Genomic DNA, 25,253 nt, shown 5'->3' on the forward strand with positions numbered 1-25,253 from the left:
CCACGGTCTCCCATTCGGGCTCCCGGGCCTGCGGGTGGGTAAGGGGCGCGCGGGGGGACCCGGGCCCCCGGGTCGGGTGTGGAGGTGCCTAACCGGGGGGGGGCCCACCGTCGGGGGCCCCCCGCCGCGGTTCGTGTCAGCGTTACGGCCGCTCGCGGTAGTGGTCGACTATCCCGCGCTTCAGGACGGCGAACTCCTCCAGCATGTCGCCCTTCTTGCCCGCCCCGAAGTCCTTCGTCCGGTAGCTGCGCTCGCCGAGGTAGGCGAGGCTGTCCCGGTCGAAGACCCACTCGGTGATGATCCCCGTCCGCTTGTCGACGCGGGCGATGCCGACCCCATGGCGGCCCGCCGCGTCCACCGCGTCATCGAGCCGCTTCACCCCGGGGATCTTCGCGGCGGCCTTGTAGAGGGCGGCGGCGTTCCGCGGCGGCATCACCGTCCCCACCAGGGAGCCGATCTGCTCGAAGACGGCCTGTGCCTTCTCCTGCCCCTCGCTCGCCTCGGTCATCCGGTCCAGCTCCTTGAGCAGGACGTCCGGGTCGGTCGGCAGGGACGCCAGCCACTGGTACGTGGCACGGTCGATGCCCGCCGGAGACCCGCCCAGTTCGTATGTGTTGCCGTAGTCCCCGTCCTCATAAAACTCGCCGGTCTTGTGGATCCGCTTCACCTGTTGCGACTTCCAGACCTCGAGCTTGCTCAGCGGCTCCATGGTGGAGGAGCCGTCCTCCTTCATCTCGGCCCCCGCCGTCAGGCTCTTGACGTAGACGAACTGGTCCTCGCGCACCGGCTCGACGTCCGACTTCGCCGCGGTCCCGGCGATCCGGTCGAGCAGGACGGTGGCGGTCTCGCGCGGCTGGGCGGTGGTGTCGCCGGACGTGCCGCCCCCGGTGAAGGTGACGGCCAGCGCCCCGGTCAGCGCCAGTGCCGCCGCGGGCATCAGCACGGCCGGGCGCAGCAGCCGCGGCCGGGCCTTCCGGGCCGGGGCGGGGTTGTTCTTCCGGTCGGCGGCGTCGGCGGCGGCGTCGTCGTTGATCAGCTGCATCAAACGGTCCTTGTGGTGGAGGTACGGAGCGGAGGGCACGTCCCGCTCTCCCGGGACGGGAGGAAGCAGCCGGGCAAGTTCCTCGCACGCGGTGTTCTCGTACGTGGCGTCCTCGCGCTCGGGCCTCATCGGGGGTCCTCCTGAAACTCCTGAAACGGCAGGGCCGCGAACGCGGCCTCGCCCTGTACCTCTCCGCGGCGGCGCGGCGGTTCCTTCCCTTCTTCCGCGAGCCGCTGTTCGGCGAGCTTGCGCAGCCGGGCGCGGGCCCGGGACAGCCTCGAACGCACCGTCCCCACCGGAATCCCCATCGCCTCGGCCGCCTGCGCGTAGTCCAGCCCCGACCACACGCACAGCGCCAGGACCTCCTGCTCCCCGCGCCGCAGACGGCCGTACACCTCCCGTACGGCGGCCAGTTGGCGGGCGTCGTCGATCCGGCCCGCCGTCTCCTCCGCGAAGTCCGCCACCGGGGCGGGCGCGGGGCGGCGGGCCAGAAAGGCCAGGCGGCGGCCGAGGCCCCGGTTGGCGTTGCGCGCCTTGTTCGTCGCCACGCCCAGTAACCACGGCTTCAGCGTGGCGTCGCCCGGCTCCAGTTGCTTCCGGCCGCGCCAGGCGTCGAGGAACGTATCCCCCATCACCTCCTCCGCGACCGACCAGTCGCCGGTCAGCCGGAAGGCGTGGTTGTAGACGCTCCGCGCATGCTCCTCGTACAGCTCCGCGAACGCCTCGCGGTCACCCGCCCGTATCCGCTCGCGCAGGCCCTCAGTCATGTCGTTTACACCTCACACCCGTGCCTCTCCGCACGAGGTGTGAGGTTCCCGTGACCTGTGCCACAGAAGGGGCGTGCTCAGCCGCCCACCCGGATCGTCGGCTCGTGACGGACGGGGAAGTTGACCGAGTTGGCGATGAAACACGTCTGATGCGCGTCGTGGTGCGCCGTACGGGCCCGCTCCACCATCGCCGCGTCCCCGACGGTGACCACCGGACGCAGCACCACCTCGGTGAAGTGGCCGCTGTACCCCGCCGTCTCCTCCATGACCCCGGTGGCCACGTCCTCATACGCCGTCACCGTCACGCCGTCGCGGGCACAGACGGACAGATACGTCAGCATGTGGCACTGCGAGAGCGCGATGACCAGGAACTCCTCCGGATTCCAGCGCTCCGGATCGCCGAGAAACGCCGGATCGGCGCTGCCCTGGAGGGTTGGCTTGCCGTCACCGATGACATCGTGCGCCCGCCCGTAGGCCCGGTATCCGCTGCCGGTGCCGGTCCCGGTGTTGCCCGTCCAGCGGACGGTGGTGCGGTAAGCGTGCTGTTTTCCCATCGGTCTGCTGCTCCTCACGGCCGTGGTGGGCGCTCATGATCCCACCCCCTCCGGCCGGTCCGTGGCGAAAGCGGTGCGGAAGGCGGTCAGGGCATCGTCGGGGTCGTGGCGGGCCCAGGCCTCGAGGGCGACGACGCCGGTGTAGCCGAGGTCGTGGAGGGCGGCGGCGATGGCGGGGTAGTGGATTTCCCCGGTGCCCGGTTCACAGCGGCCGGGGACGTCGGCGACCTGGATCTCGCCGACGTGGGGCAGGGCCTCACGGCAGAGTTCGATGAGGTTTCCCTCGCCGATCTGGGCGTGGTAGAGGTCCAGGTTCAGCCGCAGGAAGGGGCTGTCCACGGCGCGGACCAGGGCGAGGGTGTCGGCGGCGCGGGCGAAGGGGGTGCCCGGGTGGTCGACGGCGAGGTTGAGGTTTTCGAGGGTGAAGACGCGTCCGGCGGCCGCGCCGAGGCCGGCGACGCGCCGCAGGGTGTCGGCGGCGGTGAGCCACATCGCGGGGGTGGTCCGGTGGACGGGGCGTACGGGCAGGCCGTGGGGGTCCAGACCGGTGCCGTGGAGGTTGAGGCGGGGGCAGTCCAGGCGCTCGGCGACGGCGAGGGATCGACGGGCCGAGGCGAGCAGGGCGTCGATGCCGTCGGGGTCGGTGAGATCGCCGGTGAGGTAGCCGGTCATGGAGGAGAACGTGGCGCCGGTGGCGGCGAGGGCGTCGATGTCCTTGGTGGACCAGTCCCAGATCTCGACCTGGAACCCGTGGTCGGCGATGCGGCGGACCCGTTCGGTGAACGGCAGGTCGAGGTAGAGCATTTCGGCGCTGGCGGCGAGGGTGAAGGCGCTCATGCCGTCACCTCGGCGAGGTCGACGGGGGCCGAGGTCTCGACGCTGCGGATGGCGGCCAGGGCGACGGACAGCGCCCGGTGGGCGTCGGCGCCGGTCACGGGCGGGGGCGTGCCGTGGCGGATGGCGTCGGTGAAGGCGGTGAGTTCGGCGAGGTAGGCCGCGCGCAGGAGGTCCGTATCGCGCCGGGCGGTGTCGGCGTGCAGGCCGTCGGGGCCGTAGTAGGTCATGTCGCTGCTGCGGCTGCTTCCGGCGCTGACCATGCCGCCCGAGCCGAAGACCTCGGCGCGTACGTCGTAGCCGTACAGCGCGGAGAAGGACGCCTCGGCGGTGGCGATGGCGCCGTTGTCGAAGCGGATCGTCACCACGGCGGTGTCGAGGTGGCCGTCGGCCTTGGCGTCGGGGCGGATCAGGGCGTCGGCGGTGGCGTGGACGCGGACGGGGACGGCGCCGGGGTTGAGCCAGCACAGGGTGTCGAAGTCGTGGATGAGGGTTTCCAGGAAGATCGTCCACCGGGGGATACGGGCCGGGTCGGCGGTGAACGGGCCCGGGTCACGGGTGAGGGAGCGCAGCAGCTGCGGGGTGCCGGTCCGGCCGTCGTCGACTGCGGCGCGGGCGGCGGCGAAACCGGGGGCGAACCGGCGGTTGAACCCCACCTGCAGGACGACGCCCGCCTGCCGCGCGGCGGCGATGGCGCGGTCGGCGTCCGCCAGGGTCACCGCCATCGGCTTCTCCACGAACACATGCTTTCCGGCCTCGGCCGCCGCCACGACCAGGCCGGCGTGGGCCCGGGCGGGGGCGGTGATCAGCACGCCGTCGATGTCGTCCCGGCCGAGGACGGCACCGGGGTCGGTGGTGGCCGACGGGGCGCCGAGGGCGGCCGCGAGGCGTTCGGCGGCACCGGGCACCGGATCGGCGACGGCGGCCAGCGCGGCGCCGGGGATGTGCCGGGCTACGAGCCCGGCGTGGTGGGTGCCGATGCGGCCCGCGCCGATCGTGGCCAGCCGCACGGTGTCGGTGACGGTCATATGCGTAACTCCCCTGGGGCCTCGTACCGTGGAAGAAGAACTAGTACGTTCTAGTTCCAGGACCGTAGAGCGAGGACGGGGAGCCGGTCAAGAGATCGATATGCTCGGACGCGGCCGGCCAGGGCATTGGCCAGGGCATCGGGCAGGACATCGGGCAGGGCATCGGCCAGGATGGCGTTTCGGCAGGGCGGGAGTGACAGGAGTGACCGAGGAGGCGGGCGGCGGGCGGCCGACCATGGCCGATGTCGCACGGGCCGCCGGTATCTCCACCGCGCTGGTCTCGATCGTGATGCGCGGCGTGCCGGGCGCCAGCGACGCCACCCGCAAACGCGTGCTGAAGATCGCCGACGAGATGGGGTACGTCCCCGACCAGCGCGCCCGCAAGCTGCGCCAGAGCAGTTCACGGCTGCTCGGCGTCACCTTCGAACTCCAGCAGCCCTTCCACGGCGACCTCGTGGAGCAGATCTACGCCGCCGCGGCCCGGCGCGGCTACGACGTGACGCTCAGCGCCGTGGCGCCCAGCCGCGAGGAGACCACCGCGGTGAGCGCCCTGCTGCGCGAGCGGTGCGAGGCGGCCATCCTGCTGGGCAGCGGGCTCGGCACGGAGGAGCTGGCCCGGCTGGCCGGCCGGCTGCCGACGCTGCTGGTCGCCCGCCACACCGATGTCCCCGGCGTGGGCGTCGTACGCGGCGACGACCACGCCGGCGTCGCGCTCGCCGTCGACCACCTCGCCGCCCTCGGCCACCGGCACATCGCGCACATCGACGGGGCCGGGGCCCCCGGAAGCTCCGACCGTCGCTTCGGCTTCCTGGAGGCCATGGGGCGGCACGGGCTGCAGGACTCGGCCGAGGTGCTGACCGGCGGGCTCACCGAGACCGCGGGGGCGCAGGGCATGCGCTATCTGCTGGCCCGCGAGACCCCGCCCACGGCCGTCGTCGCCTTCAACGACCGCTGCGCCACGGGGGTGCTGGACGTCCTCGGGCGGGAGGGGCGCGCGGTGCCCGGGGAGATCTCGGTGGTCGGGTACGACGACTCGCGGCTGGCCAAGTTCCCGCATGTGCGGATGACGACGGTCTCGCAGGACGCGGCCCGGCTCGCGGAGGCCGCGGTGGACGGGGCGCTGGACCTCGTGGCGGGCCGGGAGGCGGTCGAGAGCGTGTTCGCGCCCCACCTGGTGGAGCGCGCCACCACCGGCCCGGCCCCCAGGAGTTCCTAGAACGTACTAGCCGCCCGGCTGGAGCGGTGGGTCCTCGATGTCCTGGCGGATGAGCCACTGGACGAACGTGCGCCCCTCCGGGGTCATATGGGCCTCGCCCTCGCGCTGCAGCAGATAGTGGGCCTGGCGCAGCGGCACCAGACGGTCGTGGAGCACGACGAGCCGGCCGTCGCGGACGGCGGCGCGCGCGAAGCGCTCGGGGACCAAGGCGCAGTGCAGCCCGGTGGCGGCGAACTGGGCCGCGGCCACGGTCGTGTCGAGCGTGATGGTCGCCTCCGCGCCCCGCGAGGGCGGCGGGGTGTGCGGGAACAGCCGCTGCCAGAGGTCGTCGTAGCCGATGACGTGCACCCGCGGCCGGTGCTCCAGGTCGGCGGGCCCGGTCAGCGGGCCGTAGGCCTCCAGATGGGCGGGGGAGCCGACCACCACGGCCTGGTCCTCGTGCAGCAGATCGGCGGTGAATCCGGCCCAGCGGCCGTTGCCGTGACGGATCTCCAGGTCCACCTCGTGCGGCGGGACCTCGTTCGCCCAGATCGCCGTCACCACCCGCAGGTCGATGTGCGGATAGCAGTCGTGGAAGTCCTGGAGGCGGGGCATCAGCCAGGTCATGGCGTACGAGACCTGCACCCGCACGGTCAGCCGGCCACGCCCCGCTGCCGGGCCGAACAGCCCGGTGGTGCCCGCCGACAGATCGTCGAACGCGCCCCGGACGGTGGGCAGATACGCCTGGCCCATCGGCGTCAGCCGGATGCTGCGCGCCTGGCGCTCGAACAGGGCGATCCCCAGATGCGTCTCCAGCACCCGGATGCGCTGGCTCACCGCCGAGGACGACAGACCCAGCTCATCGGCGGCCGCCGTGATGCTGCCGAGCCGCGCGGTCGCCTCGTAGGCCAGCAGGCCGGCCAGCGGAGGGAGGGGCGTACGCACGGTCGGCGACGCTACGCGGCGCCCGGCCGGCCGGGCAATGGCGAGCGACACATTTCGGGGGTCTCAGGCCCCTGCCGACAGGTTTGACGGCTACTTCCCGCCGCTCGGAGACTGTCGGCATGGCCTACCTCCTCCTTCTGGCCGCCATCACCGCCGAATTGATCGGCACCAGTCTCCTCAAATCCACCGCGGGCTTCTCCCGCCCCGGGCCCGCCCTGGCCTGCCTCGCCTCGTACGCGGTGGCGTGCTTCCTGCTGGCGCGGGCGATCCACGACGGGATGCAGGTCGGCGTGGGGTACGCCCTGTGGTCGGGCCTCGGCACGGCCCTGATCGTGCTGATCGGTCTGCTCTTCCTGGGTGAACCGCTCACCGCGGTGAAGGCGCTGGGCGTGGCCCTGGTGATCGGCGGCGTCATCACGCTCAACCTCGGCAGCGCGCAGTGACGGTGCGCGGAGCCGGCGGCGGCCCGGCGGCCGGGGGCCGGATGCCGCAGATGCCTCGGATGCCGCGGACGCCTCAGATGCCGAGCGTGGCTTCCCGCACCGCCGCCACGGCCTCCTTGTCGCCGTCCAGTTCGACCCGGGCCGCCTTCTGCCGCCCGTACAGGAACAGCGCCAGCTCGCCGGGCTCGCCGGTGCCCGTGACCACCGGGACGCCGCGGTGGGCGACCGCCGTGCGGCCGTCTGGGCGCCGCAGCACCAGACCGACCGGGGACTTGCGGCCGAACACCCGCGCGACCCGCTCGATACGGGACCACAGTGCGTCGGCGAAGACCGGGTCGATCTCGCGCGGCGTCCAGTCCGGCCGCGCGCGGCGGACGTCCTCGGCGTGGACGTAGAACTCCACGGTGTTGGCCGCCTCGTCCACCTGCTTCATCGCGAAGGGTGACATCCGCGGCGGGCCGGTGCGGAAGAGCTGCACCAGCTCCTCGTACGGCTTCGCGGCGAACTCGGCCTGCACCCGGGTCAGCCGCTGCGCCAGCGGCTTGATCACCAGGCCGCCGGCCGCGTCGGCGCGCCGCTCGCGCACCACGAGATGGGCCGCCAGGTCGCGGGTGGTCCAGCCCTCGCACAGCGTCGGGGCGTCGGGGCCCGCGTTCTCCAAGAGATCGGCGAGGAGCAGGCGTTCGCGCTTCGCGTGAGTGGACATACCGCCCACCCTACGGCCGACGCCCGCCGCCCGCCATGAGAAGGCCCCGAAGCGCCCCGTAAGGACCCGGAGGGCGCTACTCCGGTATGGGTTCCTTCAGCTTGGCGCCGTCCTTGCCCGTACTCACCGTCAGCGCGCACGAGACCCGGTCCTTGCCGTGCTCCGTGTACGTGCCCAGGGCCGGGTAGAGCGCGTAGTAGTAATACTCCCGGCCGTCGTTGGGGACGCTCTTCAGCCGCTTCTCGGCGTCCGCCGCGCACAGCGAGAGCGCCTTGCGCTGGAGCGCCCGCTCGGAGGCGAAGTCCCCGCTCAGCGTCTCGTTGGAGATCACCTCGCCGTCGTGCGCGCGGTCGCACGAGCGCTTCTCGATCTTCGTCACGCTGCTGTCCATCGCCGGGTGGTCGAAGCAGGTGCCCGGCTTGAGCACGGCATACGGCATCCTGCGGTCGGACGGGGCGGACTCCGAGGCGTCGGGGGAGGGCGGAGCCTGGTCGTCCCCGCCGCCCAGCGGCGCGCCCTGGCCCGGGTCCTCCGAACCACCCGCCGAGGCGGACGCGGCGCCCGACGGCGAGGAGAGGGGACGGTTCGAGGTGGCGGGCGCGCCGGCCGCCTTGTCGTCGCCGCCGTCGTCCTGCGCGCCGAAGAACGCCACCCCGGCGACCACCGCCAGGCCCACCGCCACGCCGGTCACGATCGCGGCGGTCCTGGAACGGCCGGTGCCGGGCTGCGGACCGCCCGGAGGCATCCCCGGAGACGCTCCCGGAGACATTCCCGGAGGCAGCGCCCCCGGGGGCGGCAGGGGCGGCGGGGGCGGTCCGAAGCCGCCGCGGAGCGCGGGCGGACCGGGCTGCGCCGAGGGGGCCGGATCGATCGGCGGACCGAAACCCTCCGGCGGCTGCTGTGACTGCTGTGGCTCCTGCTGCGGCTGCGGCGGCGGACCGAACCCCCCGCCGTTTCCAGGCCGGTTGGGGTCGTTCGACGGCGGCGGAAACGTCATGCCCGAAGCATGCCCCATCACCCCCGTATCCCGACCATCGGGCCCGCTCCTCCCGGCAGTGCAGAATGGTCGCATGACCGGCTCCGATCGTCCCTCCGCCCTCGACCCGGCCATCGCCGCCCGCCTCAAGCGCGGCGCCGACGGCCTCGTCCCCGCCATCGCCCAGCAGTACGACACCGGCGAGGTGCTGATGCTCGGCTGGATGGACGACGAGGCGCTGCACCGCACCCTCACCACCGGCCGCTGCACCTACTGGAGCCGCAGCCGCCGGGAATACTGGGTCAAGGGCGACACCTCGGGCCACATCCAGCTGGTCAAGTCCGTCGCGCTCGACTGCGACGGCGACACCGTGCTCGTCCGGGTGGACCAGACCGGCGCCGCCTGCCACACCGGCGACCGTACCTGCTTCGACGCCGACGTCCTCCCGCTGGGCGAGTAGCGCCCCCGGAACCGCGCCCGGCCCCAAGATCGCCCATTAGGCTCCCCAGCCATGACCCAGGACGCTGCCACGATGGACCTCGAGACCTTCCGCAAGCTGGCGGCCGACCGCCGTGTCATCCCCGTCACCCGCAAGCTGCTCGCGGACGGCGACACCCCGGTGGGCCTCTACCGCAAACTCGCCGCCGAGCGCCCGGGCACCTTCCTGCTCGAGTCCGCCGAGAACGGCCGCTCCTGGTCCCGCTACTCCTTCGTCGGCGTCCGCAGCGCCGCCACCCTCACCGAGCGCGACGGCCGCACCCACTGGCTGGGCACCCCGCCCGTCGGCGTCCCCACCGAGGGCGACCCGCTCGCCGCGCTGCGCGCCACGGTCGAAACCCTGCACACCCCGCGTGACCTGGGCGGTCTCGTCCCTCTGCCGCCCTTCACCGGCGGCATGGTCGGCTACCTCGGCTACGACGTCGTCCGCCGCCTGGAGAAGATCGGCGAGCATGGGCGGGACGATCTGCGGCTCCCCGAGCTGACCATGCTGCTCACCTCGGACCTCGCCGTCCTCGACCACTGGGACGGCACGGTGCTGCTGATCGCCAACGCGATCAACCACAACGACCTCGACACCGGCGTCGACGAGGCGTACGCGGACGCCGTGGCCCGGCTCGACGCGATGGCCGCCGACCTCGTACGACCCGTTCCCACCGACCCCACCGCCCTGCCCCCGTCCGAGGTGCCCGAGTACACCGCGCTGTGGGGCGGCCCGGACTTCATGACGGCCGTCGACGACATCAAGGAGCGCATCCGCGCGGGCGAGGCCTTCCAGGTCGTCCCCTCGCAGCGGTTCGAGACGCCCTGCTCGGCCAGTGCGCTCGACGTCTACCGGGTGCTGCGGGCCACCAACCCCAGCCCCTATATGTACCTCTTCCGCTTCGAGGGCTTCGACGTGGTGGGCTCCAGCCCCGAGGCGCTGGTCAAGGTCGAGGACGGCAGCGCCATGCTGCACCCCATCGCCGGTACCCGGCCCCGCGGCGCCACCCCGCAGGAGGACGCCGCCCTCGCCGAGGAGCTGATGGCCGACCCCAAGGAGCGGGCCGAGCACCTGATGCTGGTCGACCTCGGCCGCAACGACCTGGGGCGGGTCTGCGAACCCGGCAGCGTCGAGGTGGTCGACTTCATGTCGGTCGAGCGCTACAGCCATGTCATGCACATCGTCTCCACCGTCACCGGCAGGCTCGCGGAGGGGCGCACCGCCTACGACGTCCTCACCGCCTGCTTCCCCGCGGGCACCCTCTCCGGCGCCCCCAAGCCGCGCGCGATGCAGATCATCGAGGAGCTGGAGCCGAGCCGACGCGGGCTGTACGGCGGCTGCGTCGGCTACCTCGACTTCGCGGGCGACTCCGACACCGCCATCGCCATCCGCACCGCGCTGCTGCGCGACGGCACGGCCTACGTGCAGGCGGGCGCCGGTGTCGTCGCCGACTCCGACCCGACGGCCGAGGACGCGGAGTGCCGCAACAAGGCGGCGGCGGTGCTGCGCGCGGTGCACGCGGCCAACCGCCTGGGCGGCCGGCAGGGGTAGCCCCGCGCCCGCGCCCGCCCCGTCCCCGCCCCCGGGTGGCCCTCGGACGGGCGTGCGTTCGGCGTGGGGGATAGTGGTAGGCGTGAGTGCAGCAGCCGTACCCCCGCCCCGGGCCGAGAACGAGCCCTCCGCCCCCGCCGCGCGCGGCCGCCGAGCGGCGCGCGGCAGCCTCGCCGTCGCGCTGCTGTGCGGTGCCCTCGGCGCGGCACTCGTCCTGCTCGCCACCAGCCGCAAGTGGGCCCAGGGCACGGCCAGCGTCGCCCAGGGCTCCCTGGCGCAGAGCGCCAACGGCGACGACATCACCGGGCTGCCCGGTGCCCTCGCCGTCGTCGGCCTCGCCGCGCTGGTGGCCGTCTTCGCCGTACGACGCGTCGGCCGCGTCGTCGTCTCCCTGCTGCTCGCCCTCAGCGGTACGGGCATCGTCATCAGCGCCGCCCTCGGGGCCTCCGACAAGGCGGCGCTCAAGGAGAAGGCGTCCAAGGTGACCGGCGTGGCCGGCAGCGCCATCCACGACGTGACGTACACACCCTGGCCATGGGTCGCCCTGGCGGGCGGTGTGCTGCTGCTGCTCGCGGGCGTGCTCGCGCTGGCGTACGGGCGCCACTGGCCCGCCATGTCCGGGCGGTACGAGCGGGCCGGCGCGGAGGGGAGCCGGCGCGGGCGCCGCGCCCCCGCCGCACCCGACCCGGACCGCCCCGAGGAGCTGTGGAAGGCCCTGGACCGGGGCGAGGACCCGACGCTTTCGCGGTAGACAGCGGGTGGACACCCGGTGCGCACCCGGTGGGCACCCCCGCTCAAGGGCGCTTCCGGCATCGGGGACAATGGCGTGGGAGCTTCGCCCCACGCGCCCGGACCCAGGCGCTGTGTAGAGCTACGAGGAGTATTCATGTCCAACGCCCACGGGCACACCCCGGCCGCCTGGACCGGTGTCACCATCGCCTTCATCGGCTTCTGCGTCTCCGGCGCGTTCACCGTGCTGGCGAACCCGCTCGGCTTCTGGGCGGGCATGGTCATCGCTCTCCTCGGCGGTGTCGTCACCTTGGGGATGCGCGCGGCCGGGCTCGGCGCCCCGAAGGCGAAGCCGCTGCGGATGGTGGGCGAGAAGCAGGTGCAGACCCAGGAGTGACGCAGCCCGGGCGCGGCGCGGGGCCGGTGCCGATGACCCGTACGGGTCATCGGGCACGGCCCTGAGCTGCGCCTTCGTGGTTTCCCGGGGAGACTTGGCGATGTGGTCCTGTCTCCCGCGGTACGCCGGCTCCTCGCTCCCCTGGGCGTGCTCGCCGGTGTCGTCGCCGCCTTCGGGTACGTCGGCGCCGTCGACCCCCATCAGCCCGGCCACTACCCCGTCTGCCCGCTGTTCCGGCTGACCGGCCTCTACTGCCCCGGGTGCGGCGGGCTGCGCGGCGCCCACGCCCTCGCGCACGGCGAGCTGCTGCGGGGCTTGAGCGACAACGCGCTGGTCGTGGCGTGCGCGGGCGTGTTCTGCGTGGGGTGGGCGGTGTGGTGCGCCCGGGCTCTGGGATGGCGGCGGCGCCGCGCGGCGTGGACATGGCGGGCGTGGCACGCCTGGGCCATCGGGGGCGCGGTCCTCGCCTTCACCGTCATCCGGAATTTCCCCTTCGGGGGACTACTGGCACCCTGACCCTTGTTGTGCATGACGGTGCGTTCGACCACGTGGTGGGACGCGGCGTCAACCGGATGCGGGACCTCGGTCCTTCGACAGCTACCATCGCATTCGACCAGAAGCTCCATCCCCGTCCCGGAAGGGGGCCGCTCGCGTGAGTGTGCTCGACGAGATCATCGAGGGTGTCCGTGCCGACCTCGCGGAGCGGCAGGCGCGCGTCACCCTCGACGAGCTCAAGGAGCGGGCGGCCAGGGCCCAGCCGGCGAAGGACGGCGTGGCGGCCCTCAAGGGCGACAGCGTCAAGGTGATCTGCGAGGTCAAGCGGTCCAGCCCGTCCAAGGGCGCGCTCGCCGCGATCGCCGACCCGGCCGCGCTCGCCGCCGACTACGAGGCGGGCGGCGCGTCGGTCATCAGCGTGCTCACCGAGCAGCGGCGCTTCGGCGGATCGCTGGCCGACCTGGAGGCCGTCCGGGCCAAGGTCGACATCCCGGTGCTGCGCAAGGACTTCATCGTCACCTCCTACCAGCTGTGGGAGGCACGGGCGTACGGCGCCGACGTGGTGCTGCTGATCGTGGCCGCGCTGCCGCAGGACGCGCTGGTCTCGCTGATCGAGCGGGCCGAGTCGATCGGGCTGACCCCGCTGGTCGAGGTGCACGACGAGGACGAGGTCGAGCGGGCGGTGGCCGCCGGGGCGCGGCTGATCGGCGTCAACGCGCGCAACCTGAAGACGCTGGAGGTGGACCGGGGGAACTTCGCGCGGGTCGCGCCGGAGATCCCGGACCACATCGTCAAGATCGCGGAATCGGGTGTGCGCGGGCCGCACGACCTGATCGCCTACGCGAACGACGGCGCGGACGCGGTGCTGGTGGGGGAGTCCCTGGTGACGGGCCGCGACCCCAAGGGCGCGGTCGCCGATCTGGTGGCGGCGGGCGCTCATCCGGCGCTGCGGCACGGGCGGGACTGAGGATCATGGACGTGTTCGCGCGCCTGGCGCGGGGGTGCCGCCCCCGGGGTTGCCGCGCACCCGCCCGGCGGGTGCGGGGGCGTCGCGTGCGCTATCACATCGGATGCGAGCCGGGACAGGTCAACGGGCGCCGATGGCGTTGATGACGGGGTGTCGCGGGGTGCGCCGGGGTTCGTCGCCGGTGCGCTGACGGTGCGTTGCCGTATGCGCTGACAGCGCGGTGCCACGGCACCGCTGCGTCCACGTCGGCGTCCAGGCGCCCCGCGACCCCGTCCCCTCCCGTTTCGTAGGCGGCCACCCGTCCGGTGGGCCGTTCCGTGCATCACGACTTCGCGGAGTACGTCTGATGTCCTCTGATTTCTTCATTCCGGACCCCGAGGGTCAGGTCCCCAGCACCGAGGGGTATTTCGGTGCGTTCGGCGGCAAGTTCATCCCCGAGGCGCTCGTCGCCGCGGTCGATGAGGTCGCCACGGAGTACGCCAAGGCGAAGGCCGACCCGGCCTTCGCCGCCGAGCTCGAGGATCTGCTGGTCAACTACACGGGGCGGCCCAGTGCCCTGACCGAGGTGCCGCGGTTCGCCGAGCATGCCGGGGGTGCCCGTGTCTTCCTGAAGCGGGAGGACCTGAACCACACCGGATCGCACAAGATCAACAACGTGCTGGGGCAGGCCCTGCTCACCCGGCGCATGGGCAAGACCCGGGTCATCGCCGAGACCGGCGCGGGCCAGCACGGGGTGGCCACGGCGACCGCGTGTGCGCTGTTCGGGCTCGACTGCACGATCTACATGGGCGAGGTCGACACCGAGCGGCAGGCGCTCAACGTGGCGCGGATGCGGATGCTGGGCGCCGAGGTCATCGCCGTGAAGTCGGGCAGCAGGACGCTGAAGGACGCCATCAACGAGGCGTTCCGCGACTGGGTCGCCAATGTGGACCGTACGCACTACCTGTTCGGGACCGTCGCCGGGCCGCATCCGTTCCCGGCGCTGGTGCGGGACTTCCACCGGGTGATCGGCGTGGAGGCGCGGCGGCAGATCCTGGAGCGGACCGGGCGGCTGCCGGACGCGGTGGCGGCGTGCGTGGGCGGCGGGTCGAACGCGATCGGGCTGTTCCACGCGTTCCTGCCGGACGAGAGCGTGCGCATCGTCGGGTTCGAGCCCGCCGGGCACGGCGTGGAGTCCGGTGAGCACGCCGCGACGCTGAGCCAGGGCGAGCCCGGGATTCTGCACGGGTCGCGCTCGTACGTGCTGCAGGACGAGGACGGGCAGATCACCGAGCCGTACTCGATCTCGGCCGGTCTTGACTACCCCGGGGTCGGCCCCGAGCACGCCTATCTGAAGGACGCCGGGCGGGCCGAGTACCGGGCCGTCACGGACGACCAGGCGATGCAGGCGCTGCGGCTGCTCTCGCGGACCGAGGGGATCATCCCGGCGATCGAGAGCGCGCACGCGCTGGCCGGGGCGCTGGACCTCGGGCGGGAGCTGGGCAGTGAGGGGCTGGTGCTGGTGAACCTGTCCGGGCGGGGCGACAAGGACATGGACACCGCGGCGCGGTATTTCGGGCTGTACGACGAGGGAGCCAAGTGATGGCCGGAAATCTGGAGCTGCTGGGGTCCGTACTGGCCAAGGCCAAGGACGAGGACCGCGCGGCGCTCGTCGGCTACCTGCCCGCCGGTTTCCCGACCGTGGACGGCGGCGTGGCCGCGATGACCGCCATGATCGAGGGCGGCTGCGACGTCGTCGAGGTCGGGCTGCCGCACAGCGACCCGGTGCTGGACGGGCCGGTGATCCAGACCGCGGACGACATCGCCCTCAAGGGCGGGGTGAAGATCCGCGACGTGATCCGGACGGTCGGGGAGGTGCACGCCGCTACGGGCGCGCCGATCCTGTGCATGACCTACTGGAACCCCGTCGACCGGTACGGCGTCGAGCGCTTCGCCGCGGATCTGGCCGCGGTGGGCGGCGCCGGGTGCATCCTGCCGGATCTGCCGGTCGAGGAGTCCGAGGTGTGGCGGAAGGCCGCCGAGCAGCACGGGCTGGCCACGGTCTTCGTGGTCGCGCCGAGCAGCCGGGACGAGCGGCTGGCGAAGATCACGGCGGCGGGCAGCGGCTTCGTCTACGCCGCGTCCCTGATGGGCGTCACCGGAACGAGGGAATCGGTGGGACAGGAGGCGCGCGAGCTGGTCACGCGCACCCGTGCGACCACCGCGCTGCCGGTGTGCGTGGGCCTCGGGGTCTCCAACCCCGCGCAGGCGGCCGAGGTCGCCGCGTTCGCGGACGGGGTCATCGTGGGCTCGGCCTTCGTGAAGCGGCTGCTGGACGCCGAGAGCCCGGAGGCCGGGCTGGACGGCGTGCGCCGGCTCGCGGGCGAGCTGGCGGAGGGCGTCAGGACCGCTCGTTAGTCCCTCGTTAGAGGGAAAACGGGGCGGAGGGGCCGAGCGGTGCCCCTCCGCCTCGTTAGGCGAGGGCGTGAGCCAGAAAAACCGTGAGGGAAAGCGCAGCGCCCGGGAGCGACTGCGGGAACAGCGCGAGAAGGACAGGGCGCGCGGCAAGCGGAAGCGGACGCTCGGCGTGGCCGGGGCGGTGGTCGCCGTCCTCGCGGTGGCCGGCGGTGTGGGCGTGTTCGCGACCAAGGTGAACCAGGACTCGGGGAAGTCGGGCAGCTCCGCCGAGCCGCCCCGGGGCGCGACGGGGAAGGGCGATCTGGTCATTCCGGCCGGGAAGCGGGCCGCCCCGGCCACCCTGACCGTGTACGAGGACTTCCGCTGCCCCGGCTGCAAGCAGTTCGAGGACGTCTTCCACCGGACCGTGAACCAGCTGGAGGACCGCGGCCGGATGCGGGTGCGGTACCACCTCGTGGCCATCATCGACGGCAACCTGGGCGGCACCGGCTCGGTGCGCGCGGCGAACGCGGCCGCGTGTGCCCAGGACGCGGGGAAGTTCCGGGCGTACCACGACGTGCTGTTCCGGAACCAGCCGGAGGAGACCCGGGACGCGTACGCGAAGAACGCCAGGCTGATCCGGCTGGCGGACAAGGTGCCCGGGCTGAACACGGCGGCGTTCAAGAAGTGTGTCGAGGACGGCCGGCACGACGGATGGGTCAGGAAGTCCCACGCCGACTTCAACCGTGCCGGTTTCGCTTCGACTCCGACCGTATTGCTCGACGGAAAGTCGATTTACGGTCCGAAGACCCCGCTGTCGCCCAACAAGCTGAAGCGGATGGTCGCCGCGGCGGCCAAGGGCTGAGACCCGTTATCCACACGTTGTGCCGGGCAGGTTGCCGGATCCGCCGCCCGGCACGGTAGCGTCGACCCTGTCATGAACCTCGCTTACATTCCCAGCCCGTCTTCCGGCGTGATCCACCTCGGTCCGATCCCGCTGCGCGGCTACGCGTTCTGCATCATCATCGGCGTTTTCGTCGCCGTCTGGCTCGGTGGTCGGCGCTGGGTCGCCCGCGGCGGCCAGGTCGGCACCGTTGCCGACATCGCCGTCTGGGCGGTGCCCTTCGGCCTGGTGGGAGGGCGGCTCTATCACGTCATCACCGACTACGAGCTGTACTTCACCGCGGGCCGGGACTGGGTCGACGCCTTCAAGATCTGGCAGGGCGGCCTGGGGATCTGGGGGGCGATCGCGCTCGGCGCGGTGGGCGCCTGGATCGGCTGCCGCCGCCGCGGCATCCCGCTCCCGGCGTACGCGGACGCGATCGCGCCCGGTATCGCCTTCGCCCAGGCGATCGGCCGCTGGGGCAACTGGTTCAACCAGGAGCTGTACGGCAAGCCGACCACCCTGCCCTGGGCGCTGAAGATCGACGCCGACCCGGACACCGGGCGCGTCGCCGGTACGTACCACCCGACGTTCCTGTACGAGTCGCTGTGGTGCGTCGGCGTGGCGCTCCTGGTGATCTGGGCGGACCGCCGCTTCAAGCTGGGCCATGGCCGGGCGTTTGCCCTCTATGTGGCCGCCTACACCGTCGGGCGCTTCTGGACCGAATACCTGCGGGTGGACGAGGCCCACCACTTCCTGGGCCTGCGGCTCAACGGCTGGACGGCCATCGTCGTCTTCCTGGGCGCGGTGGCGTACCTGGTGATCTCCGCGAAGAAGGCCCCCGGCCGGGAGGCGGTCGTCGAACCCGCCGCGGTGGAGGACGGCGCGGCGGGGGATGCCGCGGAGGCCACCGAAGCCGAGGCCGAGACCGACGGCGGGACGACGGCCGAGGCCGGGACGAAGGCCGAGCCCGGGACGAAGGCCGAGAGCGAGACACAGGCCGGGGGCGGTGGCGAGGCGGAGGCCCCCGCCGAGGCGGAGGCCACCAAGAAGCCCTGACACCCGCGCCACGAGGCCGCCGAACCCCTCGGGTTTCGGCGGCCTTTTTACGTTTTCGCAGGTCAGAAGGGTAAGTTCGGCCTTCCTTGCTGGCGCGACAAGGGATCGCGTGGCTACCTTCGAGTCATTGGGGCGCGGGCGGCAGGCTTGCGCCCGCGAAGGGAGCACGTCACCTATGTCCGTCATCGACACCATCGAGTCACCGCATATCGCCCACCGCGACAACCACACGCACCGGGATGTGAACGGCGGCTGGCTGCGCCCGGCCGTCTTCGGGGCCATGGACGGGCTGGTCTCCAACCTCGCGCTGATGACCGGAGTCGCCGGCGGGGCCGTGGACCGGCAGACCATCGTGATCACCGGGCTGGCGGGGCTCGCCGCAGGTGCGTTCTCGATGGCGGCCGGTGAGTACACCTCCGTCGCCTCCCAGCGCGAGCTGGTCGAGGCCGAGCTGGAGGTCGAGCGGCGTGAGCTGCGCAAGCATCCCGCGGACGAGATGGCGGAGCTGGCGGCGCTGTACGAGTCGCGGGGCGTGAAGCCGGCGCTGGCCCGCGAGGTGGCCGCGCAGCTGTCGAAGGATCCGGAGCAGGCGCTGGAGATACACGCCCGCGAGGAGCTGGGGGTGAATCCGGACGATCTGCCGTCGCCGCTGGTCGCCGCGGTGTCCTCGTTCGGCTCGTTCGCGCTGGGCGCGATGCTGCCGGTGCTGCCGTATCTGCTGGGCGCGGTGGCGCTGTGGCCCGCGGTGCTGCTGGCGCTGATCGGCCTGTTCGCCTGCGGTGCGGTGGTGGCCCGGGTGACGGCCCGGCCCTGGTGGTACAGCGGACTGCGGCAGCTCGCGCTGGGCGGCGCGGCGGCGGGTGTGACATATGCCCTGGGCACATTCTTCGGTACGGCCGTAGGCTGACCCCTCGGCCGGCCTCTCATGCGAGTAACCGCATAATTACGCTGTTACTCGGCGGTTTCGATCCGTTTACCAGCGGGCATAAAGCCGAAGCGCTCGGGCAGTGTGGCCCGTCTCGCGCCGGGGCGACGGTGGTCGAACAGTCCCCATCGCCCGACTCACCCCCGTGCAGGGGTGTCCGCATGGTGAAACGGAATATCCACTTCCCGAGAACCGGCTCATCATGTAACCTGCACGAAATTCTCGCGGAGGGCCAACGTCGTCCCTCGGCACACGCAAAATGCCATGACGACGACGGGAGAGCCGATGCGTTCCGCATCCCACCCCGCCCGACAGGGGATGTACGACCCGCGCAATGAGCACGACGCCTGTGGCGTCGGCTTTGTGGCGACCCTCACCGGCGAGGCCAGCCACGAGCTCGTTGAGCAGGCTCTCACCGTTCTACGGAACCTTGAGCACCGCGGAGCCACCGGTTCGGAGCCCGACTCGGGTGACGGCGCGGGCATTCTCGTACAGGTCCCGGACGCCTTCCTGCGGGACGTGACCGACTTCGAGCTTCCCGAGGCCGGTTCGTACGCCGTGGGCATCGCGTTCCTCCCCGAGACAGGGGACGAGGCGGCCGCGGAGCACATCGAGCGGCTCGCCGCCGAGGAGGAGCTGACCGTCCTCGGCTGGCGCGAGGTGCCGGTCGCGCCCGAGCTGCTGGGCAACGGCGCGCGCACCACCATGCCCGCCTTCCGTCAGCTCTTCGTCGCGGACGGGACCAGCAGCGGGCTGGCCCTGGACCGCAAGGCGTTCATGCTGCGCAAGCGCGCCGAGCGCGAGGCCGACGTGTACTTCCCGTCGCTGTCCTCCCGCACCCTGGTGTACAAGGGGATGCTGACCACCGGTCAGCTGGAGCCGTTCTTCCCGGATCTGTCCGACCGCCGTTTCGCCACGGCCATCGCGCTGGTCCACTCCCGGTTCTCCACGAACACCTTCCCGAGCTGGCCGCTGGCCCACCCGTACCGCTTCGTCGCCCACAACGGTGAGATCAACACCGTGCAGGGTAACCGCAACTGGATGCGGGCACGCGAATCCCAGCTGGTCAGCGACCTGTTCGGGGAGAAGGGGCTGGACCGGATCTTCCCGCTCTGCACCCCGGACGCCTCCGACTCCGCGACCTTCGACGAGGTCCTTGAGCTGCTGCACCTCGGCGGCCGCTCGCTGCCGCACTCGGTGCTGATGATGGTCCCCGAGGCGTGGGAGAACCACCCCTCGATGGACCCGGCCCGGCGCGCCTTCTACCAGTACCACTCCACGATGATGGAGCCCTGGGACGGCCCGGCCTGTGTCACCTTCACCGACGGCACCCAGGTCGGCGCCGTGCTGGACCGCAACGGTCTGCGGCCCGGGCGCTACTGGGTCACCGACGACGGGCTGGTCGTGCTGTCCTCCGAGGTCGGCGTCCTGGACATCGACCCGGCCAAGGTGGTCCGCAAGGGCCGGCTGCAGCCGGGCCGGATGTTCCTGGTGGACACCGCCGAGCACCGGATCATCGAGGACGACGAGATCAAGGCCGAGCTGGCCACCGAGCAGCCGTACGGCGACTGGCTGGAGGCCGGGCTGATCGACCTGGCGGACCTGCCCGAGCGTGAGCACATCGTGCACACCCACGCCTCGGTCACCCGCCGCCAGCAGACCTTTGGCTACACCGAGGAGGAGCTGCGGGTCCTGCTCGCGCCGATGGCCAAGGCCGGCGCCGAGCCGATCGGCTCGATGGGCACGGACTCGCCGATCGCCGCCCTCTCCGACCGGCCGCGGCTGCTGTTCGACTACTTCACCCAGCTGTTCGCGCAGGTCACCAACCCGCCGCTGGACGCGATCCGCGAGGAGCTGGTCACCTCGCTGATCTCCTCGCTGGGCCCGCAGGGCAATCTGCTGGAGCCCACCGCGGCCTCCTGCCGCAGCGTCACCCTGCCCTTCCCGGTGATCGACAACGATGAGCTGGCCAAGCTCATCCACATCAACGCCGACGGCGACATGCCGGGCCTGCAGGCCGCCAACCTCTCCGGTCTCTACCGGGTCGGCGGCGGTGGCGACGCACTCGCCGCACGGCTGGCCGAGATCTGCGCCGAGGCGGAGGCCGCCATCGAGGACGGCGCCCGGCTGATCGTGCTCTCCGACCGCCACTCCGACGCCGAGCACGCGCCGATCCCCTCGCTGCTGCTCACCTCCGCGGTCCACCACCACCTCATCCGCACCAAGCAGCGCACCCAGGTGGGGCTGCTGGTCGAGGCGGGCGACGTGCGCGAGGTGCACCATGTCGCGCTGCTCATCGGCTACGGTGCCGCGGCCGTCAACCCGTACCTGGCGATGGAGTCGGTCGAGGACCTGGTCCGCGCGGGAACCTTCCTGCCGGAGACGGAGGCCGAGACCGCGATCAAGAACCTGATCAAGGCGCTCGGCAAGGGCGTCCTGAAGGTGATGTCCAAGATGGGCATCTCCACCGTGGCCTCCTACCGCGGCGCCCAGGTCTTCGAGGCGGTCGGCCTGGACGAGTCCTTCGTGGAGACCTACTTCCACGGCACCGCCACCAAGATCGGCGGCGCGGGCCTGGACGTCATCGCCAAGGAGGTCGCCGCCCGGCACGCCAAGGCGTACCCGGCCACCGGCATCCCCTCCGCGCACCGTGCGCTGGACATCGGCGGCGAGTACCAGTGGCGGCGCGAGGGCGAGCCGCACCTGTTCGACCCGGAGACGGTCTTCCGGCTCCAGCACTCCACCCGCGCGCGCCGCTACGACATCTTCAAGAAGTACACCGAGCGGGTGAACGAGCAGTCCGAGCGGCTGATGACGCTGCGCGGCCTGTTCTCCTTCAAGGACGGCGAGCGGCCCTCGATCCCGATCGAGGAGGTCGAGTCGGTCGAGGAGATCGTCAAGCGGTTCTCGACCGGCGCCATGAGCTACGGCTCCATCTCCCAGGAGGCGCACGAGACCCTGGCCATCGCCATGAACCAGCTGGGCGGCAAGTCCAACACCGGTGAGGGCGGCGAGGACTCCGAGCGGCTGCACGACCCGGCGCGGCGCTCCGCCATCAAGCAGGTCGCCTCCGGCCGCTTCGGCGTGACCAGCGAATACCTGGTCAACTCCGATGACATCCAGATCAAGATGGCGCAGGGCGCCAAGCCCGGCGAGGGCGGCCAGCTGCCCGGCCACAAGGTGTACCCGTGGGTGGCGAAGACCCGGCACTCGACGCCCGGCGTCGGCCTGATCTCCCCGCCGCCGCACCACGACATCTACTCCATCGAGGACCTCGCCCAGCTGATCCACGACCTGAAGAACGCCAACCCCAAGGCGCGCATTCACGTCAAGCTGGTCTCCGAGGTCGGCGTCGGCACCGTGGCCGCGGGCGTCTCCAAGGCCCACGCCGATGTCGTGCTGATCTCCGGCCACGACGGCGGCACCGGCGCCTCGCCGCTCACCTCGCTCAAGCACGCGGGCGGCCCCTGGGAGCTGGGTCTCGCCGAGACCCAGCAGACGCTGCTGCTCAACGGGTTGCGCGACCGCATCGTCGTGCAGACCGACGGCCAGCTGAAGACCGGCCGCGACGTGGTGATCGCCGCGCTGCTCGGCGCCGAGGAGTTCGGCTTCGCGACCGCGCCGCTGGTCGTCTCCGGCTGCGTGATGATGCGCGTGTGCCACCTGGACACCTGCCCGGTCGGCATCGCCACCCAGAACCCGGTGCTGCGCGAGCGCTACAGCGGCCAGGCCGAGTTCGTGGTCAACTTCTTCCGGTTCATCGCCGAGGAGGTCCGCGAACTCCTCGCCGAGCTGGGCTTCCGCACCCTCGACGAGGCCATCGGCCACGCCGAGCTGCTGGACACCAGCCGGGCCGTGCGGCACTGGAAGGCGCAGGGCCTGGACCTCGGCCCGCTGCTGTACGTCCCCGAGCTGCCGGATGGCGCGGTCCGCCACCAGGTGGTCGAGCAGGACCACGGCCTGGCGAAGGCCCTGGACAACGAGCTGATCAAGCTCGCGGCTGACGCGCTGAACGCCGACTCCGCCGAGGCCGCCCAGCCGGTCCGGGCCCAGGTCGCGATCCGCAACATCAACCGGACCGTCGGCACCATGCTCGGCCACGAGGTGACCCGGAAGTTCGGCGGCGCGGGCCTGCCGGACGACACCATCGACATCACCTTCACCGGCTCGGCCGGCCAGTCCTTCGGCGCGTTCGTGCCCCACGGGGTCACGCTGCGGCTGGAGGGCGACGCCAACGACTACGTCGGCAAGGGCCTGTCCGGCGGCCGCGTGATCGTCCGCCCGGACCGGGGCGCCGACCACCTCGCCGAGTACTCGACCATCGCGGGCAATACCCTCGCGTACGGCGCGACCGGCGGCGAGATGTACCTGCGCGGCAAGGTCGGCGAGCGGTTCTGCGTCCGCAACTCGGGCGCGACCGTGATCTCCGAGGGCGTGGGCGACCACGGCTGCGAGTACATGACCGGCGGCCGGGCCGTCGTCCTCGGCCCGACCGGGCGCAACTTCGCGGCCGGGATGTCCGGTGGCATCGCGTACGTCATCGACCTCGACCGGGACAACGTCAACGGCGCTCTCCTCGATGCCCTCGGTGAGCTGGACGACACCGACAAGCAGTGGCTGCACGACGCTGTGCGCCGCCACCAGGAGGAGACCGGCTCCACCGTCGCGGCCGCGCTGCTCGACGACTGGGACCGCGCCCTGACCCGCTTCAGCAAGATCATCCCCGCTACGTACCAGGCCGTGCTCGCCGCCAAGGACGCCGCCGAGCGAGCCGGACTCTCCGAGTCCGAGACCACCGAGAAGATGATGGAGGCGGCGACCAATGGCTGACCCCAAGGGCTTCCTGACCACCGACCGCGAGGTCGCGAAGACGCGTCCGGTGGACGAGCGGGTCAAGGACTGGAACGAGGTCTACGTCCCCGGTTCGCTGCTGCCGATCATCAGCAAGCAGGCCGGCCGGTGCATGGACTGCGGCATCCCGTTCTGCCACAACGGCTGTCCGCTCGGAAACCTCATCCCCGAGTGGAACGACTACGCCTACCGCGAGGACTGGCGCGAGGCCAGCGAGCGGCTGCACGCGACCAACAACTTCCCGGAGTTCACGGGGCGGCTGTGCCCCGCCCCGTGCGAGTCCGCGTGTGTCCTCGGCATCAACCAGCCCGCGGTGACCATCAAGAACGTCGAGGTCACCATCATCGACAAGGCGTGGGACTCGGGCGACGTCACCCCGCAGCCCCCCGAGCGGCTCAGCGGCAAGACCGTCGCCGTCATCGGCTCGGGCCCGGCGGGGCTCGCCGCCGCCCAGCAGCTGACCCGCGCCGGGCACACGGTCGCCGTCTACGAGCGGGCCGACCGCATCGGCGGGCTGCTGCGCTACGGCATCCCCGAGTTCAAGATGGAGAAGCGCCACATCAACCGCCGCATCGAGCAGATGCGCGCGGAGGGCACCAAGTTCCGCACCGAGACGGAGATCGGGCGCGACATCGACGCGGCCAAGCTGCGCAAGCGGTACGACGCCGTCGTGATCGCGGCCGGTGCCACCACCTCCCGCGACCTGAAGGTCCCGGGCCGCGAGCTGAACGGCATCCACTTCGCGATGGAGTACCTGCCGCTCGCCAACAAGGTGCAGGAGGGTGACCTCACAACGCCCCCCATCACCGCCGAGGGCAAGCACGTCGTGGTGATCGGCGGCGGTGACACCGGCGCCGACTGCGTCGGCACCGCCCACCGGCAGGGCGCCGCCTCCGTCACCCAGCTGGAGATCATGCCCAAGCCGGGCGAGGAGCGCGCGGCGGGCCAGCCATGGCCCACCTTCCCGATGCTCTACAAGGTCACCTCGGCGCACGAGGAGGGCGGCGAGCGGATCTACTCCGTCTCCACCACCCACTTCGAGGGCGACGAGGACGGCAACGTCCAGTGGCTGCACCTGATCGAGGTGGAGTTCAAGGACGGCAAGCTGGAGCAGAAGCCGGGCACCGAGCGGAAGATCCCGGCCCAGCTGGTCACCCTGGCCATGGGCTTCACCGGCACCGACCGGGAGAACGGCCTCGTCGAGCAGTTCGGCCTGGAGCTGGACGAGCGCGGCAACGTCGCGCGCGACGCCGACTTCGCCACCAACGTGCCGGGTGTCTTCGTCGCCGGTGACGCGGGCCGTGGCCAGTCGCTGATCGTCTGGGCCATCGCCGAGGGCCGCTCCGCGGCGCGCGGCGTGGACCGCTACCTGGCCGGGGCCAGCGCCCTGCCCGCCCCGATCCGCCCCACCGACCGGGCCCTCATGGTCTGACAGTCCTTCCAGGTCTCCGCCCGTACAACGGCGTACGGACCGGCCGCGCGGCGCCTCCCCCACCCGACCGGGGGCGGGCGCCGCGTGGCGTTTCCCGCCGGGTCCCCCGATTGACATTCCCTCAGGCCCATCGCACCATCATTCCACTAACTGATTAGTGAAAGGGTGGTGAGGGGATGGTCGAGTACCACATCGACCGGCACAGCGGCGTCGCCACCTATCTGCAGATCGTCCAGCAGACCAAACAGGCGCTGCGGCTCGGCCTGCTGCAGCCCGGCGACCGGCTGCCCACCGCCAAGGCGGTCGTCACGGCCACCGCCATCAACCCCAACACCGTCCTGAAGGCCTACCGCGAGCTGGAGCGCGAAGGGCTGGTCGAGCCGCGACCGGGCCTCGGCACCTTCGTACGCCGCTCCCTTGCCCGCCCCGAGGCCGCCGCCGACTCACCCCTGCGCGCCGAACTGGCCGCCTGGGCGGACCGGGCCCGCGCCGCCGGACTCGACCGCGAGGACGTGACGGCGCTGATCACCTCGGTGCTCGACGAGCGGTTCCGCGACGGCGGTACGACCGAGGCCACCACCAGTCGGAACGCAGTGGCGAACGGGGAGAACGGGTGA

Annotated in this window: 25 protein-coding genes; 17 read left to right on the top strand and 8 right to left on the bottom strand. The window is 72.0% G+C overall.

Annotated features, from left to right (window positions below; genetic code table 11):
* Positions 1-142: 142 nt before the first annotated feature.
* The 5 genes from ACFZCY_RS07975 to ACFZCY_RS07995 form a co-directional block, all read right to left on the bottom strand.
* Positions 143-1,171, bottom strand: a complete 1,029-nt coding sequence (locus ACFZCY_RS07975; RefSeq protein WP_391170144.1) for a CU044_5270 family protein — start codon at positions 1,169-1,171, stop codon at positions 143-145.
* The gene (locus tag ACFZCY_RS07980) at positions 1,168-1,809 is read right to left on the bottom strand and encodes a sigma-70 family RNA polymerase sigma factor (protein ID WP_391170145.1); all 642 of its coding nucleotides are present in this window, start codon (positions 1,807-1,809) and stop codon (positions 1,168-1,170) included. Before ACFZCY_RS07980 ends, ACFZCY_RS07975 begins: the two co-directional genes overlap by 4 nt.
* A gap of 77 nt (positions 1,810-1,886) precedes the next feature.
* Positions 1,887-2,363 (bottom strand): OsmC family protein, encoded by a 477-nt coding sequence (locus ACFZCY_RS07985; RefSeq protein ID WP_391170146.1) that lies wholly within the window; start codon positions 2,361-2,363, stop codon positions 1,887-1,889.
* 33 nt (positions 2,364-2,396) lie between these two features.
* On the bottom strand, positions 2,397-3,200 hold the full coding sequence (locus ACFZCY_RS07990; RefSeq protein ID WP_391170147.1) for a TIM barrel protein: 804 nt from the start codon (positions 3,198-3,200) through the stop codon (positions 2,397-2,399).
* Positions 3,197-4,225: a Gfo/Idh/MocA family oxidoreductase gene (locus ACFZCY_RS07995; protein WP_391170148.1), complete on the bottom strand. Its 1,029-nt coding sequence runs from the start codon at positions 4,223-4,225 to the stop codon at positions 3,197-3,199. The genes ACFZCY_RS07990 and ACFZCY_RS07995 overlap by 4 nt, the downstream gene beginning before the upstream one ends.
* Before the next feature lie 202 nt (positions 4,226-4,427).
* Here ACFZCY_RS07995 and ACFZCY_RS08000 point away from each other — a divergent pair, with 202 nt between their 5' ends.
* A complete protein-coding gene (locus tag ACFZCY_RS08000) occupies positions 4,428-5,441 on the top strand; it encodes a substrate-binding domain-containing protein (RefSeq protein ID WP_391170149.1) in 1,014 nt (337 codons plus the stop codon).
* 6 nt (positions 5,442-5,447) lie between these two features.
* Here ACFZCY_RS08000 and ACFZCY_RS08005 read toward each other — a convergent pair whose 3' ends face one another.
* Entirely contained in the window at positions 5,448-6,365 is a 918-nt protein-coding gene (locus ACFZCY_RS08005; RefSeq protein WP_391170150.1) for a LysR substrate-binding domain-containing protein, read from the bottom strand.
* Positions 6,366-6,484: 119 nt separating this feature from the next.
* Between ACFZCY_RS08005 and ACFZCY_RS08010 the strand changes: the two genes are divergently transcribed.
* On the top strand, positions 6,485-6,808 hold the full coding sequence (locus tag ACFZCY_RS08010; protein ID WP_055554404.1) for a multidrug efflux SMR transporter: 324 nt from the start codon (positions 6,485-6,487) through the stop codon (positions 6,806-6,808).
* A 73-nt stretch (positions 6,809-6,881) separates the two neighbouring features.
* Here ACFZCY_RS08010 and ACFZCY_RS08015 read toward each other — a convergent pair whose 3' ends face one another.
* Both ACFZCY_RS08015 and ACFZCY_RS08020 read right to left on the bottom strand, forming a co-directional pair.
* On the bottom strand, positions 6,882-7,514 hold the full coding sequence (locus ACFZCY_RS08015; RefSeq protein ID WP_391170151.1) for a TIGR03085 family metal-binding protein: 633 nt from the start codon (positions 7,512-7,514) through the stop codon (positions 6,882-6,884).
* Positions 7,515-7,590: 76 nt separating this feature from the next.
* The gene (locus ACFZCY_RS08020; protein WP_391170152.1) at positions 7,591-8,259 is read right to left on the bottom strand and encodes a hypothetical protein; all 669 of its coding nucleotides are present in this window, start codon (positions 8,257-8,259) and stop codon (positions 7,591-7,593) included.
* 325 nt (positions 8,260-8,584) lie between these two features.
* On the opposite strand from ACFZCY_RS08020, the gene hisI reads away from it, so the two are divergent.
* The 15 genes from hisI (at position 8,585) to ACFZCY_RS08095 (ending at position 25,253) form a co-directional block, all read left to right on the top strand.
* Complete coding sequence (gene hisI, locus ACFZCY_RS08025) at positions 8,585-8,950, top strand: phosphoribosyl-AMP cyclohydrolase (protein ID WP_361485476.1); 366 nt, start codon at positions 8,585-8,587, stop codon at positions 8,948-8,950.
* Positions 8,951-9,001: 51 nt separating this feature from the next.
* On the top strand, positions 9,002-10,522 hold the full coding sequence (locus tag ACFZCY_RS08030) for an anthranilate synthase component I (protein ID WP_391170153.1): 1,521 nt from the start codon (positions 9,002-9,004) through the stop codon (positions 10,520-10,522).
* Between the two features lie 82 nt (positions 10,523-10,604).
* Entirely contained in the window at positions 10,605-11,273 is a 669-nt protein-coding gene (locus tag ACFZCY_RS08035) for a TIGR02234 family membrane protein (protein WP_391170154.1), read from the top strand.
* Positions 11,274-11,408: 135 nt separating this feature from the next.
* The gene (locus ACFZCY_RS08040; protein ID WP_391170155.1) at positions 11,409-11,648 is read left to right on the top strand and encodes an HGxxPAAW family protein; all 240 of its coding nucleotides are present in this window, start codon (positions 11,409-11,411) and stop codon (positions 11,646-11,648) included.
* A 102-nt stretch (positions 11,649-11,750) separates the two neighbouring features.
* On the top strand, positions 11,751-12,164 hold the full coding sequence (locus ACFZCY_RS08045) for a DUF2752 domain-containing protein (protein WP_391170156.1): 414 nt from the start codon (positions 11,751-11,753) through the stop codon (positions 12,162-12,164).
* A 136-nt stretch (positions 12,165-12,300) separates the two neighbouring features.
* The gene (gene trpC / locus ACFZCY_RS08050; protein WP_391170157.1) at positions 12,301-13,110 is read left to right on the top strand and encodes an indole-3-glycerol phosphate synthase TrpC; all 810 of its coding nucleotides are present in this window, start codon (positions 12,301-12,303) and stop codon (positions 13,108-13,110) included.
* A 5-nt stretch (positions 13,111-13,115) separates the two neighbouring features.
* Positions 13,116-13,253, top strand: coding sequence for a tryptophan biosynthesis modulator TrpM (trpM, locus tag ACFZCY_RS08055; RefSeq protein WP_391170158.1), 138 nt, complete (start codon positions 13,116-13,118; stop codon positions 13,251-13,253).
* A 203-nt stretch (positions 13,254-13,456) separates the two neighbouring features.
* A complete protein-coding gene (gene trpB, locus ACFZCY_RS08060; RefSeq protein WP_391170159.1) occupies positions 13,457-14,692 on the top strand; it encodes a tryptophan synthase subunit beta in 1,236 nt (411 codons plus the stop codon).
* On the top strand, positions 14,692-15,507 hold the full coding sequence (gene trpA, locus ACFZCY_RS08065; RefSeq protein ID WP_391170160.1) for a tryptophan synthase subunit alpha: 816 nt from the start codon (positions 14,692-14,694) through the stop codon (positions 15,505-15,507). Before trpB ends, trpA begins: the two co-directional genes overlap by 1 nt.
* Before the next feature lie 67 nt (positions 15,508-15,574).
* Complete coding sequence (locus tag ACFZCY_RS08070) at positions 15,575-16,351, top strand: thioredoxin domain-containing protein (protein WP_391170161.1); 777 nt, start codon at positions 15,575-15,577, stop codon at positions 16,349-16,351.
* A 72-nt stretch (positions 16,352-16,423) separates the two neighbouring features.
* The gene (gene lgt, locus ACFZCY_RS08075) at positions 16,424-17,428 is read left to right on the top strand and encodes a prolipoprotein diacylglyceryl transferase (protein ID WP_391170162.1); all 1,005 of its coding nucleotides are present in this window, start codon (positions 16,424-16,426) and stop codon (positions 17,426-17,428) included.
* A 175-nt stretch (positions 17,429-17,603) separates the two neighbouring features.
* On the top strand, positions 17,604-18,335 hold the full coding sequence (locus ACFZCY_RS08080) for a VIT1/CCC1 transporter family protein (protein ID WP_391170163.1): 732 nt from the start codon (positions 17,604-17,606) through the stop codon (positions 18,333-18,335).
* 336 nt (positions 18,336-18,671) lie between these two features.
* Positions 18,672-23,183, top strand: a complete 4,512-nt coding sequence (gene gltB / locus ACFZCY_RS08085) for a glutamate synthase large subunit (protein ID WP_391170434.1) — start codon at positions 18,672-18,674, stop codon at positions 23,181-23,183.
* Positions 23,176-24,636, top strand: coding sequence for a glutamate synthase small subunit (locus ACFZCY_RS08090; RefSeq protein ID WP_391170164.1), 1,461 nt, complete (start codon positions 23,176-23,178; stop codon positions 24,634-24,636). The genes gltB and ACFZCY_RS08090 overlap by 8 nt, the downstream gene beginning before the upstream one ends.
* A 176-nt stretch (positions 24,637-24,812) precedes the next feature.
* Entirely contained in the window at positions 24,813-25,253 is a 441-nt protein-coding gene (locus tag ACFZCY_RS08095) for a GntR family transcriptional regulator (protein WP_391170165.1), read from the top strand.

This window comes from Streptomyces sp. NPDC007983, from assembly GCF_042958345.1.
Lineage (GTDB): Bacteria > Actinomycetota > Actinomycetes > Streptomycetales > Streptomycetaceae > Streptomyces.